Source organism: Mycobacterium sp. NPDC004974 (assembly GCF_053600815.1).
In genome coordinates, this window is the sequence record NZ_JBSGAQ010000004.1 from 346,327 (window position 1) to 360,262 (window position 13,936).

The 13,936-nt window shown below is 66.1% G+C and carries 13 protein-coding genes; 11 read left to right on the top strand and 2 right to left on the bottom strand.

The annotated features are described in order from the left end of the window. Positions 1-237 precede the first annotated feature (237 nt). The 11 genes from ACWEFV_RS12530 to ACWEFV_RS12580 all read left to right on the top strand — a co-directional run bounded on the left by ACWEFV_RS12530 (position 238) and on the right by ACWEFV_RS12580 (position 11,608). A complete protein-coding gene (locus tag ACWEFV_RS12530; protein ID WP_450070397.1) occupies positions 238-528 on the top strand; it encodes a hypothetical protein in 291 nt (96 codons plus the stop codon). A gap of 42 nt (positions 529-570) precedes the next feature. Further along, entirely contained in the window at positions 571-2,184 is a 1,614-nt protein-coding gene (locus tag ACWEFV_RS12535; RefSeq protein WP_450070398.1) for a S53 family peptidase, read from the top strand. Further along, positions 2,181-3,377: a zinc ribbon domain-containing protein gene (locus tag ACWEFV_RS12540; RefSeq protein ID WP_135453057.1), complete on the top strand. Its 1,197-nt coding sequence runs from the start codon at positions 2,181-2,183 to the stop codon at positions 3,375-3,377. Before ACWEFV_RS12535 ends, ACWEFV_RS12540 begins: the two co-directional genes overlap by 4 nt. Then, on the top strand, positions 3,374-4,093 hold the full coding sequence (locus ACWEFV_RS12545; RefSeq protein ID WP_450070399.1) for a hypothetical protein: 720 nt from the start codon (positions 3,374-3,376) through the stop codon (positions 4,091-4,093). Before ACWEFV_RS12540 ends, ACWEFV_RS12545 begins: the two co-directional genes overlap by 4 nt. A gap of 144 nt (positions 4,094-4,237) precedes the next feature. Beyond that, positions 4,238-4,528 (top strand): hypothetical protein, encoded by a 291-nt coding sequence (locus tag ACWEFV_RS12550; RefSeq protein ID WP_135453055.1) that lies wholly within the window; start codon positions 4,238-4,240, stop codon positions 4,526-4,528. A gap of 270 nt (positions 4,529-4,798) precedes the next feature. Beyond that, the gene (locus ACWEFV_RS12555) at positions 4,799-6,334 is read left to right on the top strand and encodes a zinc ribbon domain-containing protein (protein ID WP_450070400.1); all 1,536 of its coding nucleotides are present in this window, start codon (positions 4,799-4,801) and stop codon (positions 6,332-6,334) included. A gap of 92 nt (positions 6,335-6,426) precedes the next feature. Further along, complete coding sequence (locus ACWEFV_RS12560) at positions 6,427-7,425, top strand: alpha/beta hydrolase (protein ID WP_450070401.1); 999 nt, start codon at positions 6,427-6,429, stop codon at positions 7,423-7,425. Then, positions 7,422-8,276, top strand: coding sequence for an SDR family NAD(P)-dependent oxidoreductase (locus ACWEFV_RS12565; protein ID WP_450070402.1), 855 nt, complete (start codon positions 7,422-7,424; stop codon positions 8,274-8,276). Before ACWEFV_RS12560 ends, ACWEFV_RS12565 begins: the two co-directional genes overlap by 4 nt. Then, positions 8,276-9,196, top strand: a complete 921-nt coding sequence (locus ACWEFV_RS12570) for a ferritin-like domain-containing protein (RefSeq protein ID WP_135453053.1) — start codon at positions 8,276-8,278, stop codon at positions 9,194-9,196. The genes ACWEFV_RS12565 and ACWEFV_RS12570 overlap by 1 nt, the downstream gene beginning before the upstream one ends. 1 nt (position 9,197) lies before the next feature. Then, on the top strand, positions 9,198-10,688 hold the full coding sequence (locus tag ACWEFV_RS12575) for a flavin-containing monooxygenase (RefSeq protein WP_135453052.1): 1,491 nt from the start codon (positions 9,198-9,200) through the stop codon (positions 10,686-10,688). Further along, positions 10,688-11,608: a MerR family transcriptional regulator gene (locus ACWEFV_RS12580; protein ID WP_135453051.1), complete on the top strand. Its 921-nt coding sequence runs from the start codon at positions 10,688-10,690 to the stop codon at positions 11,606-11,608. Before ACWEFV_RS12575 ends, ACWEFV_RS12580 begins: the two co-directional genes overlap by 1 nt. Positions 11,609-11,668: 60 nt before the next feature. Here the strand turns inward: ACWEFV_RS12580 and ACWEFV_RS12585 are convergent, their stop codons facing one another. Both ACWEFV_RS12585 and guaA read right to left on the bottom strand, forming a co-directional pair. After that, positions 11,669-12,367, bottom strand: a complete 699-nt coding sequence (locus ACWEFV_RS12585; RefSeq protein ID WP_135453050.1) for a hypothetical protein — start codon at positions 12,365-12,367, stop codon at positions 11,669-11,671. Further along, entirely contained in the window at positions 12,327-13,886 is a 1,560-nt protein-coding gene (guaA, locus tag ACWEFV_RS12590; protein ID WP_135453049.1) for a glutamine-hydrolyzing GMP synthase, read from the bottom strand. Before guaA ends, ACWEFV_RS12585 begins: the two co-directional genes overlap by 41 nt. Positions 13,887-13,936 lie beyond the last annotated feature (50 nt).

The following is a 13,936-nucleotide window of genomic DNA, read 5'->3' on the forward strand; positions in this document are numbered from 1 at the left end:
TCGAGTAAACACCCACCCCCCGACAGCGTCAAGCTGCGAGAGCCGGCCACCGACCCCCCAGGACAAGGCCCCCCGTAATGGCTCTGCACCCGCGCGGACCTTGAGTTAGAGTTCCGTTCACCAGAACCCGCTTCGGGATGGGACTGGCCACAACTTGCGTTGCAGGTAGTGGGAATCCACTGCGATTCGCCGAAGGCCAAGTTCTGTAACAGCACGGGGGACAGTGAGGACAGCATCATGAAGTCTGGGCAGTTGACTCGTCGGCTCACCGTCATCGTGGGCGGTGCGGCAGTCATCGGGATGATCTCGTTCACCGCGGCGTGCGGTACCGAGGAGAAGAAGGGTCCCGAGACCACCACGCCAACCACCACGACGACGACCACCACCACCACCACGCCGGCCGCTCCCGCCCCGCCGCCTTCGGTCGAGCCGACCGAGAAGTCGATCAACCCCACCGGCGGCAATCTGTTCACGCCTGACGTGAAGGCACCGCCGGCGCCGACCGGCATCCCCGGCACCCACCGCTAGGTCGCGGGAGCGCAGAAAGTCGGTCGTTCGCCCATGGCGGGGATGAACATCGCCCCCGGACGGGCGTTACTGGCGCTGATCCTGTTCAGCGCCCTGCTGGTCTCCGACCTGCGAGCCGGCCCCGCCACAGGCGATCGGGCGTACGGTCCCACGCAAATTACGGGACCGTACGCCCAACTGCTTTCTGCCTCAACGGATCTCGGACCCGCCGAGAGCGGCTCGGCACAGCTGACCATGACGCTGCACGGCATCACCCGACCGGCTGCGCTGTTCGGGTGGGCCGAGGAGCATTCGCTGTCGGTCCGGTGGCGACCCGGTGATGCCTGGGCGATCGCCGAAGGCCGATCCGCCGCGATGGCAACCGCTTTCGGCGTGGACATCCACGACTACCGCGGCCTACGCGGTCAGGAGTTCTACGCCTCACCGCAGCAGCCGTCGGTACCCGAACCACTGACCGGGGAGGTCTCCGGAGTCGGCCGCATCCTGGGCTACACGCCGTACCGGATGTCGCTGCCGGACCTGCGGAACCTGCCTATCGATGTTCCGGACCAGGGGTTGACGCCGCAGGCGGTGCTCAACACCTACAACCTCACCAACCTGGCGAAACAGGGGTTCACCGGCAAGGGCACCACCATCGTGTTCTTCGCATTCGACGGTTTCGATCAGGCCGATCTGGACACGTTCGCCACCACCTTCGGCCTGCCCAGGTTCACTCCCACCGTGGTCGGCGGGCAACCGAGTGCCCCGCACGGTGAGACCACGATGGACCTGCAGGTCGCCCACGCCATCGCCCCTGATGCGCAGAAGGTCGTGGTCAACGCCCGGCCGACCGTTCAGGGGGACGGCGCCTACGAGAAGATCGGGAAGATGCTGGAGTCCGCGGACCAGCAGTTCCCCGGCGCAGTGTGGAGTTTCTCGATCGGCTGGGGCTGCGACAAGTTGATCACCGCAGCCGATCTCGCCCCCGTCCGCTCGGCACTGGTCACCGCACACACCCACGGCACCACGGCATTCAACGCCAGCGGTGACCTGGCCGGCCTGGAATGCAAAGGCGGACAAGACTGGTCGTCCGCACCCGAAGAAGATGACATCGGCCTGGACTCAGTGGCCTCCCTGCCGGAGATCACCGATGTCGGCGGCACGACGCTGTCCACCGACGCCGACGGCGGCTGGCTGGCCGAGCAGGCCTGGTTCGACGTCCCGCTGTCGCAGGGCACCGGCGGCGGGGTGTCCTCACTGTTCGACCGCCCCGAGTGGCAGCACGGACTGTCCGCACCCGGCGATCGCGGGGAGCAACGGCGACTGACCCCGGATGTGGCCGCCGTGGCCGACCCGTTCACGGGCGTGAAAATCGTTCTGAACGGCCAGGTTCTGGTCGGCGGAGGCACATCGCAATCCGCCCCGTTGTGGGCCGGGATGGCCGCGGTGATGAATCAGTACCTGATCGCCAACGGCGGCCGCGCCCTCGGCGATCTCAATCCCCAGCTGTACAAGATCGCCAAAGGAGCACCGCTGCCGGCTTTCCGTGATGTCGATCTCGGCGGCAATGCGGTGGCCACCGCCGCACCCGGCTACGACCTGGTGACCGGGCTGGGCTCGCCTGACGTGGAGAACCTCGTCAAGAACCTGCTCGTCCTGCAGAAGGCGAACCGATGACCGACACGCCTGACGACACCGACGTCCCCACCACCGAGTGCCGCGTCTGCAAGGTCGACGTGCCCGACGGCAAATTCTGTGGGCTGTGCGGGGTACCGATCGACAAGGAGCGAGGAGACGGACCGGAATGGTTGCGCCTCAGTGCATCCTGCGTCGCCCCCGACGAGCATCTGCTGCGCCCGTCGATCACCAGCTCGCTGTTCCCCCACCTGTCGCACCAATCCCGCACCCCGTTCCGCGTCGCGATGCTGGTCCTGTTGGCCGGGTTGGTGGCGTGCGCGCTGCTGCGGCTGCCCGCAGCCCTGATCGCGGTCGCTGCGCTCGGCCTTCCACTGCTGTTCCTGATCTATCTCTATGAGTCCGACGCCTTCCGCGACCTGCGCCGCGCCAATCTGGTGCTGACCATCGTGCTGGGAATCGCACTGGGAGTCGGATGGGTGCTTCTCACCGGCCATGTCATGGCCAAGTCCTACGGCGTCCCGCTCGGTGCCGGGGTGACCGGTTTCCGGATCATGCGCAACGGCTTGGGGATTCCGCTGGGCGGTGCGGCCCTGATGCTGGTGCCCGCTGTCGTGGTCCGGATCACTCGACCGGCCAGCCGGGAATCGTTGGACGGCTTCATGATCGGCGCGCTCGGTGCGACAGCCTTCACCGCGGCCGCCACCCTGACCCGGCTGGCACCGCAGCTCACCGCCGGCATGGTGGCGCGTAACCGCCCGATGTCCGGCCTGATCGTCGAGGCCGGGATACGCGGTGTTGCCGTGCCTTTGACCGCAGCATCCATCGGCGGTCTGATCGGTGCGGCGCTGTGGTTCACCCGCCCCGCCACCAAGATCGACAAACATGTCGGCTATGTCCGGCTGGTGATGTTCTCCTGCGCGTTTGCGGTGCTGATCATCTACACCGGGCTGGGTCTGGTCGATGTTGCCCGTATCCCCCAGTGGATCCAGCTGGCGGTGCACATCACGGTGGCAATGATGGCGCTACTGGCGCTGCGCGTCGGTCTGCATCTGGCGCTGCTGCACGAAGCACAGGACGAGATCGCCTCCGACCAACCCATCTTCTGCCCGCGCTGCGGCCACGTCGTGCCCGACATGTCGTTCTGCCCGCACTGCGGTGCGGCTACCCATGCCTCGTCACGCACGTCCAGAGAAGAGCGTCGTGAGCACCGGCCGGTGCGTGACCCGGGATGAGCACGTTCTTTCCCGGCTATGCGGTACCTATTTCCACCGGCCGCACCCGGGCCATCCGCAAGACCTCGGCACTGAAAGTGCTGGCGGTCCTGGGTACGGGAATCGCCCTGGTTGCCGGCACGCTCGCCTGGGTCTCCCATGCGACGAGCAAGCCACCGGTGCGATACATGTGCCCGCCCGAGTGCGGACAACCCCCGACCGGGCAGGCGGTAGCGATCAATCCGGTGTTCACCGCCCCCGACGGCAGCTTTTCGGTGTCCTACCCGGTGGCGTCCTCGGCCTACAAGGTCACCACCAACCCCACCGGTGTCACCGCGGAATTCCAGGCCGGTGACGGTGGCATGCTCCAGTTGTTCAGTGAGCCGGCCGGTGGACGCAACGCCGAGGACATCGCCAATTCTCTTGTCAAAAAGACATTTCCGGATACCAAGACGGCCTACGACATCCCCAACGCGATGGTCGGTTACCACCCCGGGTTCGGCCTGGTCGCCGACTGCTGGCCACAGGGCGCCACGAGTAACTACATGCGGATGCGGGTGCTGGTGTTGGTCGCGGTCAAAGACGACCTCGCCCTCATCGCATCGGCCGTCGGACCCTACCGGGAATTCGGCCCTGGCTCAGGGGCCAGCAAGCCCTCGGGCGCCAACCTGCAGCTGGCCCTGGACATGGGCAAATACGTCAACAGTTTCCGCTGGCGCGGGGACCCCAACCGCTGACCCCCGCGGTAGACGCGCCCGCTGCCGCAACCAGAAAACCTCGCAATTGACGTCCGCGCCGGAGCGCACTGGGCTAGGGTTTGCTGGCAGACCCTGTTCGGGGCCTGTTTCTGTATCGTCCGCGGGGGACAGTGAGGACTAATCATGAGGTCAGGCCCATCAACTCGTCGCCTCGCAGTCGCCGCAGCCTCCGCCGCGATCATCGGGATGGTCGGACTCAGTGCTTGCGGTACCGGCGAGAAAGCGCCCGAGACCACGAGCCCCACCCCGACCACCACGACAACGACGACGACCACGCCGTCGGCCCCACCGCCCGTGGCCCCCACCGAGAAGCAGGTCACCCCCGGTGGCGCCAACAGCTTCACGCCCACCCACGTGGAACCGCCCGGGCCACCCACCGGGCGTCACGGGATCGGCAGCCCCCACCGGCAGTAGCACCGTCGGAAATCGGCCGCTGACCCTGCGGCCACTCACGCCATGAGCACCGTCGATTGCCGAGCATGCCGAACCGATGTTCCGGCGGGCACATTCTGCGGACGGTGCGGTGCATACCTGGACCCGTCACGGGGTAGACCCGGGTGGTTACGAATCCGGGCGTACTGTGCGGGCCGCGAGCATCTGCTGCGGCCGTCGGCGGTCAGTTCGCTGTTCCCACAGCTACCGCAACATTCGCGCGCACCGTTCCGGCTGGCAGTGGGTGCGCTGGTGATCGCAGTGGTCGCTTGTGCACTGCTACGACTGCCGGCGGCGATGAACGCGTTCGCCGCATTCGGCGTGCCGCTCCTGTTCGTCGCGTATCTACGGAGATCCGTTGTCTCTCCGGATGTTCCGGTACGCACACTGCTGCTGACCGCCGTCCTGGGAGCCACGCTGGGCGCCGCCTGGACATTGACGACCGGAGCCGCAGTGGCCAGGGAGTACGACATGCCGATGGGCGTCGATGTGCCGCAGTTGCGGATGATGCGCGACGGTCTGGGTATCCCGCTCGGCGCCATGCTGTTGATGCTCACCCCGGTGGTGGCGATCCGCCTGCTCGGGCGGCGAACACGAGACCCGTTGGGCGGCTTTGCCATCGGTGCGCTCGGCGCCCTTGCGTTCACCGCGGCTGCCACGCTGAGCCGACTGGCTCCGCAATTCGACGACGGGATGGTGGACCACGACCGGCCGCTCAGCGGGCTGTTGGTACAGGCCGGCATCCAGGCGGTGGCGGTGCCGTTGACCGCCGCGGCCGCCGGTGCCCTCGTCGGCATCGCCCTGTGGTTCACCCCGGCGCCGGACAAAGCGCGGGTCCGCACGGCCGTGCTGCTGACGGCCGCATCCGTCCCAGCCTGCTATGCGATTCTCGGTCTGATCGACATCGCGCCGGTGTCACAGATCTTGGTGCTGGCAGTGCATTTGGTCGTGATGGTGTTGGCAATGCTGGCACTGCGAGTCGGTCTGCAGCTCGCATTGCTCCACGGAGCGCACGACGCCGTTCCCGATGACGGACCCCTGTCGTGCCCACAATGCGACCACCCCGATTCCGCCATGGCGTTCTGCCCGAACTGCGGGTCCGCGGTCCGGGCGTTGTCGCGACCGGTGTACGGGGCCGGCGACCGCCGGTTACTGGGGGCCTGGGGTGCCGGGGTCGCAACAGTGGCAGCGGGCCTCGCCGTGGTGTCGGCATTGGTCAGCCACGCACCCGCGCTCTACGCATGCCCGCCGGACTGCGGCACTCCGCCGACGGCCGAACCGGTGGCGGCCAATCCCCGCTTCACCGCCTCGGACGGCGCGTTCTCCGTCGCGTATCCGGCCGCCGGTGCGGCCTACTCGGTCACCACCGCCGACGACGGTGTCACGGCGGATTTCCTGGCCGGAGACGGCGGCACGATGCAACTCATCGGCAGGCCCGCGACCGGACGAACGCCGAAGGAGATCGCCACCGCTCTGGTCGATGACACGTATCCCGATTCCGACGTCGACTACGAGATCCCGAATGCCATGGTCGGCTATCAGCCCGGATACGGGATGGTCCTCGACAACTGGCCGCAAAACGCCACCGGTGACTACATGCGGATACGGGTTGTCATCGTGGCCGCGGTCAAGAACGACCTGGCACTGATCGCCGTCGCTACCGGCCCCTATCACGCGTTCGGCCCCGATTTCGGCCCCGGCATTCCGTCCGGTGCCGATTTGGACCTGGCGCAAGATATGGGCAAGTACGTCAACAGTTTTCGGTGGCGCGGCGACCCGGCCCGCTGAGCCGAACCCAACATCACCATCGCAAATTGGTGACATTGACAAATGTCACCAATTGCTGATGTACTCCTCGCACGCTTCGACGAGGAGGCCCCATGTCCGGAACCACCGGAATTCCCCCGGCCCAACGCGGATCCTTGCGATCCCGCAGCGCGTCCACAGTGAGCAGCCTCACCCTGCGCCAGGTCAGCGCCGCTCTGCCGCCGGACACCGGCTGGGGCCTGTGGACTTCCCGCAGACTGATCGCCCGGATCATGGCCACCTTCGGGCCGTCACTGTCGGGCACCCGCGTCGAACACGTCGACGTACGCATGGCCGACGGTCGACGCGTCGTGGGTGAATGGGTGCGCGGCCCCGGAGTGACCGAAGGTGAACGCGCCATCTACTACCTCCACGGCAGCGGATTCGCGCTGTGCTCGCCGCGGACCCACCGTCGGCTCACCGCCTGGCTGTCGCGCCTGACCGGACTGCCCGTGTTCTGTATCGACTACCGGCTGGCTCCCGAACACCGGTTCCCCGCCGCCGCCAACGACGTTCGCGCGGGCTGGGACTGGCTCTGCACCGAACGCGGGCTCCATCCTGGCCGCATCGTGATGGCGGGCGATTCCGCGGGCGGACACCTCGCCGTGGATCTGCTGCTGCAACCCGATGTCGTCCACCCCGCCGGGCTGGTGCTGCTCTCCCCGCTGATCGATCTGACGTTCGCCCTCGCGCGTGGCCGCGAGAGCCTGCGCCCGGACCCCGCGATTCGCGTCGCCGATGCTGCCCGCCTGGTCGAGTTGTATTGCGGGAGAGTTGATGTCAGCCATCCGAGACTGAAACTGGACGTCGCGGGCGGGCGACAGTTACCGCGGGCCCTGATCCAGGCCGGCGGCGCCGAGATGCTGCTTGCCGACGCCCGCTCGCTCGACGCGGACATCCGCGCTGCCGGGGGCGATGCCGAACTGCAAGTGTGGCCCGACCAGGTGCACGTCTTCCAAGCCCTACCACGGCTCAGTCCGGAGGCCGCCCCAGCCATGCAACAAGCCGCAGGATTCATCTCGGAATCCCTGCGCTGCAACACCATCGAGAACAACATCGAGGTCGCCGGGTGAACATCTTCGGATCGAGCCGCAAGCGCAGCCGGTACGCCGACGCGGTTGTCACCGGTGCGGGCAGCGGGATCGGCGCCGCCTTCGCACGCGAACTGGCTACGCGCGGTGGTCGGGTGGTGTGCAGCGACATCGGCGAGGCCGCCGCCCGCGCCACCGCCGAGGCCATCACCGCCGAGGGAGGGCAGGCCACCGCGGTGCGCTGCGACGTCTCGCGGATCGAGGAAGTCACCCACCTTGCCGACGCCGCGCAAGCCTGGTTCGGCGGACCACCCTCCCTCGTCGTCAACAACGCCGGCGTCGGGGCCGGCGGACAACCCATCGGCGACACCAGCATCGACGACTGGAACTGGGTGCTCGGCATCAACCTGTGGGGGCCGATCCACGGTTGCCACGTGTTTACGCCGATCCTGCGTGCCGCGGACACGGACCAACCACGCGGCATCATCAATGTCGCCTCCGCCGCGGCATTCGGCGCTGCCCCGGGAATGGCCGCCTACAACGTCAGCAAGGCCGGGACGCTGTCGCTGTCGGAGACCCTGGCCGCAGAACTGTCCGGCACCGGCATCAACGTCACAGTGCTGTGTCCGACGTTCGTCAAGACCAACATCGTCGAAGCCGGCCGGATCACAGCCCAATCGACGCAGCTGGCCGACCGGCTGATGCGCTGGACCGGGTTCTCCCCCGAGCGCGTCGCCCGCATGTGCCTGGACACCAACGACCGTGGCGGCCTGTACTGCATGCCGCAACCGGACGCCCGGATCGGTTGGGGCATAAAACGACTCACCCCGACGGTGTACACCCGCACGGTCGGCCTTGCCACCCGCATCAGCAGTTCTGAGGAGGTTTCGTAATGACGATGGACATGGAACGAATGCTGGCGAAGATCAAGGACCGCCAGTGGGCCCTGGCCGACATCGACTGGGATGCACCGGGGGCCGAGACCATCACCGACGAGATGCGGCCGAAACTCAAGGCTTTCATGGCCGATCTGTGCTGGATCGAGAATGTCGGTGCGCGTGGGTTCGCCGCGCTGGCCAAGAAGGCGCCGACCCCGACCATCGCCGAGATCTACCGCTACTTCCACGCCGAGGAGCAGCGGCACGCCAATGCCGAGCTGGCCCTGATGAAGCGCTGGGGCATGCTCGAAGACGGCGAGATGCCCGAACCGAACGTCAACATCCGGTTGGCCATCGAGTGGCTGGACACCTTCTCCGACAACATGTCTCTGTCGGTCCTCGGTACCGTCATCCCGATGCTCGAGGTGGCTCTCGACGGAGCACTGCTGAAGTTCCTGCTCGAAGAGGTCGACGACCCCGTGTGTCACCAGGTCTTCGAGAAGATCAACAACGACGAATCCCGCCATATCGCGGTTGATTTCGAGGTTCTCGACATGATCGGCAACTCCACCGCGCGGAGACTGGCGGTCGAATTCGTCGGCAACGTGGCTTCTCCCGGAGTGATCATCGGCACGTTGATGTATGTCCCGCTGCTCAACCGGATGCGCAACAACATCGTCGACATGGGCCTGCAACCGGAGAAGCTGTACAAGGCGATGATGCGTTTCAAGGAGATCGGAGGCCGCGGTGAGCACACCTGGCGGGTCCCGACCTATCAGCTGCTCAAGCTGCACGGCCGGATGGTCACCAACCCACGCCACCCCTATCACTGGATCGCCAATCCCATGGTGTGGGCCTCCGACCGCTATCCGAAGACGCTGCTGCGGCCGATCCCCTCTTGGTTCAAAGAACTGACCCACGAGCCGGCGGCCTGACATGGCGAATCGGACCTACGACACGCTGATCGTCGGCGCCGGGTTCACCGGCATCGGCACCGCGATCAAGCTCATCGAGGCCGGAGTCGATGACTTCGTCATCCTGGACCGTTCGGACCGCGTCGGCGGGACGTGGCGCGACAACACCTATCCCGGTGCGGCATGCGATATTCCGTCGCTGCTGTACTCGTTCTCGTTCGTCAAGAACCCGGACTGGTCGCGGGCCTATTCCCCGGCCGGCGAGATTCGTCAGCACATCGAGGACATGGTCGACGCGTTCGACCTGCGCCGGCGGATCCAGTTCGGTATCGAGGTCGACGGTCTGTCGTTCGATGAAGCCGACGGGGTCTGGACGGTCAAGACAACTGGCCGCAAGCGTTTTCGGGCCCGGACAGTGGTACTGGCCTCCGGTCCCCTGCCCGACCACAAGTGGCCCGACATCCGCGGACTGGACACCTATCAGGGCCACAAGATCCACAGCGCGAACTGGGATCACGACTACGACTTCACCGGCAAGCGCGTCGCCGTCATCGGCACCGGAGCCAGCGCCGTACAGATCATCCCGGAGCTGGTGAAGACCGCAGGCTTCGTCAAGGTGTTCCAACGCACTCCAGGGTGGGTGATCCCGCGTCTGGACATCGCCACTCCCCCGGCCGCGCGCACGTTGTTCACGAAAGTACCTGCCGTCCAACAGCTCGCCCGCCAGATCCTGTTCTGGGGTCATGAGGCGAGCGCGACGGCGATGGTGTGGGACACCCCGCTGACGGGCCTGGTCGCGCGGCTCGGCAAGGCGCATCTACGCCGGCAGGTTTCCGACCCGTGGCTGCGCAGGCAGCTCACCCCGGATTTCACCCCCGGCTGTAAACGCATGCTGGTCTCCAGCGATTACTACCCGGCGCTGCAGCGCGACAACTGCAAGCTGATCGACTGGCCGATCGCCACGATGAGCCCGGTGGGTATCCGTACCAGCGACGGCATCGAACACCACCTCGACGCGATCGTGTTCGCCACCGGCTTCGACGTCCATCTCACCGGTCCGCCGTATCCCGTCACCGGTCTCGGCGGCCGGTCGCTGGCCGATGAATGGACAGGCGGCGCCCAGGCCTACAAGAGCATCAACGTCCACGGGTACCCGAACCTGTTCCTGATGACCGGCCCCAACTCGGGGCCGGGCCACAACTCACTGCTCGTCTACGTCGAGGGCCAGATCGACTACGCCGTCGCCGGTATCCGCACGATCCTGCGCAAGAATCTGCGATATCTCGACGTGCGCGCCGACGTCCAGGAGCGCCACAACACCCGGTTGCAGCGGCGACTGACGAAAACCACCTGGATGTCAGGGTGCACCAGCTGGTACCTGACCGCGGACGGATTCAACGCGTCGATGTATCCCGGAACCGCCACCCAGTATCTTCGACAGATGCGGGATTTCCGGCTCGGTGACTACGACGTGGCACGCGACGCACGTGTCGCGATCAGCTCCTCGGCCTGATGGCGGCCAAGCAGCCCCGGCAGTCGGCGGGCGCCATCTCGACGATCCTCACCGGTCTGCGCCGGGCCCCCCGGCAGATCCGGCGCGGATCGCGCGACGTCATCGAAACGGCGGTGGCCCAACTCTTCGACGCCGCCGTGCAGCCGCACGGCGTCGCGGCGTCCGGCGAATACCGCATCGACGAACTCGCGCGGCTGGCCGACACCACCACCCGCAACATTCGGGTGTACCGCGACCGGGGACTGCTGCACCCACCGCTGCGGGTCGGCCGGATCGCGTTGTTCAACGACACCCACCTGACCCGGCTGCGGCTGATCACCTCGATGCTGGATCGGGGCTACAACATCGCGCACGTCCACGAGATGCTCAGCGCATGGGAGCAGGGCAAGGACATCGGGGACGTCCTCGGGCTGGAGGACGCCATCGCCGGCAACTGGGCGACCGAGAAGCCCGAACGCATGCCGCTCGCCGATGCGAAACGTCTGGTCGATGACGACGCTGCCTTCGACCGGCTGGTCGGCAACGGCGTGATCAAGCTCGAGAAGTCATCGGGTGAGGCAATCATCGTGCGGCCCAAGCTGATCGAGGCATTCAACGAGGTGCGGCAGTACGGTGTCCCGATCGACACATTGATCAACGTGCACGAGCAGGTGGTGCCGCTCCTCGACCAGATCAGCTCGATCCTGGTGCAGGCCGGGGTGGATCAGGTGTCCGAGAAGATCAAGCCCGGCGAGTCGCTGCCGGCGGATACCGAAGTGGCCGAACTGATCACGATGCTGATTCAATTCCGGACCCAGGCGGTGTCCGCGGTCAGCGCGACACTGGCCGCCTCGATCGAGTCGACCATCGAATCGGTCGTCAGTCAGATGCTGACCGAGTACGTCGAGAACGCTGCCACCAACCCCGGCGAGCGGACGTGACCGCGGCCCGAAACCCGCGGAAATCAAACGCCCGCCGTGCGGATGACGCCCTATGGCCTGTCAGTTGTTTTGCCGCACTTTGTTCCTGAAGTCCGCATAGTACTGCCGACCGTACTCATTGTTCGCGGATTGCATCTTCTTTTCCAGATACTGCACCACCGCGCCTCGGTGTTGTTCCGGAATATCGTCGCCATATAAGTCAAGCACCACCTCGAAGGATCGTTCGGCAACCTTCTTCGGAGACAAGCTCTTTATGCCGATGAAGTAATCCCACTTATTCTCTTCACTGGCCATAAACGTGCGCATGCGAGGAAGGAAGATCGCAACGTACGGCCCGACGTTATTTCTGCGAGCATTCGACAACATCAAGTCGTAGATTTCGGAGGTTTCCTGCAAGCCATACCGTTGAAGCATGTTACCGATCGCAGAGATGACCAGAATCGTCAGCTTGTCGTCATTCGGGCGAGCCTTCTGAATGCTCAGAAGCAACCGCGCGAATTCGCCATCCTCGAACAGTTCACGATAATACTGCGAGCGTTCCGCTCTTACCGCTCTGTCATATTTTGCAACAGCTGTCGACAATTCCTGGTCATTCAGGCTCCGCCAAGACCGGATCACGTCTTTGGCAAGGCGTATTTCCTCGAGGTTCTTTCTGATCTTCGCGGGGATGGTGTTGTTCTCAGACAAAGGGTTGCCAACCAATGCCCGGCGCGCCCCGTCATTCCCACTCGATGGTGCCCGGCGGCTTGCTGGTGACATCCAGCACCACCCGGTTGACCTCGGGCACCTCATTGGTGATCCGGGTCGAAATCCGTTCCAGCACTTCGTAAGGCACCCGGGTCCAGTCCGCGGTCATGGCGTCCTCACTGGACACCGGGCGCAACACGATCGGGTGACCGTAGGTGCGTCCGTCCCCCTGCACACCGACCGATCGCACGTCGGCCAGCAGCACCACCGGGCACTGCCAGATCTGCTGGTCCAGGCCGGCGGCGGTGAGTTCCTCGCGGGCGATCGCATCGGCACGGCGCAGCGTGTCGAGCCGGTCGGCCGTCACCTCGCCCACGATCCGGATGCCCAGACCCGGGCCCGGGAAGGGTTGGCGGCCAACGATTTCCTCCGGCAGGCCCAATTCCCGGCCGACCGCGCGCACCTCGTCCTTGAACAAGAGTCGCAGCGGCTCGACGAGCTTGAACTTCAGATCGTCGGGCAGCCCACCGACATTGTGGTGGCTCTTGATGTTGGCCGTGCCGGTGCCGCCGCCGGATTCCACGACGTCGGGATACAGCGTGCCCTGCACCAGGAACTCGATCTCGCCCTCGCTCGCGCCCAAGGTGTCGCGAACCACCCGCTCGAACGCCCGGATGAACTCGCGGCCGATGATCTTGCGCTTGCCCTCGGGGTTGGTCACCCCGGACAGTGCCTCGAGGAAGCGATCAGCGACGTCGAGGGTGACCAGTTTCGCACCGGTCGCCGCGACGAAGTCACGCTCGACCTGCGCGCGCTCCCCCGCCCGCAGCAGGCCGTGGTCGACGAACACACATGTCAATCGGTCTCCGATGGCGCGCTGGACCAACGCGGCCGCCACCGCGGAGTCGACGCCGCCCGACAATGCGCAGATGGCCTGGCCGTCGCCGATCTGGGCCCGCACCGCCTCGATCAGCTGATCGGCGATATTGGCGGCGGTCCACGTCGCACCGATGCCGGCGAATTCGTGCAGGAAGCGGCTCAGCACCTGCTGGCCGTGCGGTGAATGCAGCACCTCGGGGTGGTACTGCACGCCGGCAAGCCGGCGGGCCCGGTTCTCGAAGCCGGCGACAGGGGCGCCGGCGCTGGAGGCGATCACGTTGAACCCATCCGGCGCCGCGGTGACCGCGTCGCCGTGGCTCATCCACACCGGCTGGGTGCCCGGCAGTTCGGCATGCAGGTCACCACCCGATACATTCAGCTCGGTACGTCCATACTCGCTGGTCCCGGTGTGTTCGACGGTGCCGCCGAGCGCCTGGGCCATGGCCTGGAAGCCGTAGCAGATGCCGAACACCGGGACGTCGAGATCGAACAACGCGGGGTCCAGTCGTGGGGCGCCCTCGGCATAGACACTGGCCGGGCCGCCCGACAACACGATGGCCTGCGGATCCTTGGCCTTGATCTCCTCGACCGTGGTGGTGTGCGGGATGACCTCAGAAAACACCCGCGCCTCACGGACCCGGCGAGCGATCAGCTGTGCGTACTGAGCGCCGAAGTCGACGACGAGGACAGGACGGGGAGATGCAGACGTCACCGCAACAGTCTAGTGGGCAGGTCAGAGCGTGCTCGCGGCGCCGGAAATCT